The 561-nt window shown below is 72.2% G+C and carries 1 protein-coding gene; it reads right to left on the bottom strand.

What is annotated here, in order from left to right; all coding sequences use genetic code 11:
- A partial coding sequence (gene ruvC / locus A9X05_RS01610) for a crossover junction endodeoxyribonuclease RuvC (protein ID WP_197498868.1) occupies window positions 1-561 on the bottom strand: 561 nt, incomplete at both ends.

Below are 561 nucleotides of genomic sequence, written 5' to 3'. Positions count from 1 at the left end.
ACCGAGCCGGGCTCGAGCGGCCTCCAGCTTGCCCAGGTACACGTGCCGCTGTTGCGCGGCCAGCGCTTCGGCCGCGGCCATCCGGGCCAGCATCGGCGCCCGCCAGCAGTGGCAGATGGCCAACGCCAGCGCGTCCGCGGCGTCCGCGGGAGTCGGCTTCGCTTGCAGCGCAAGGATTTTCGTGACCATCGCGGTCACCTGGGCCTTGTCCGCGGCACCGTTGCCCGTGACCGCGGCCTTGACCTCGCTCGGCGTGTGGAAGTGCACGTCGATGCCGCGCTTGGCCGCCGCCAGCGCGATCACCCCGCCGGCCTGCGCGGTGCCCATCACCGTCGACACGTTCAGCTGGGAGAACACCCGCTCGATGGCGACGACGTCCGGTTGGTGGGTGGCCAGCCAGTGCTCGACGGCATCGCTGATGGCCAGCAGCCTCTCGGCCAGCGGCGCGTCCGACGGGGTCCGCACCACGTCCACGTCCAGCGCGACCACGTTTCGTCCGCGCCCGCTTTCGACCACCGACAGCCCGCATCGGGTCAGCCCGGGGTCGACGCCCATCACGCG

Origin of the sequence: Mycobacterium sp. E3298, from assembly GCF_001666895.1 — a bacterium.
Classification (GTDB): domain Bacteria; phylum Actinomycetota; class Actinomycetes; order Mycobacteriales; family Mycobacteriaceae; genus Mycobacterium.
Note: the sequence above shows the minus strand (reverse complement) of the source record. Positions and strands in the feature narration are given on the sequence as shown.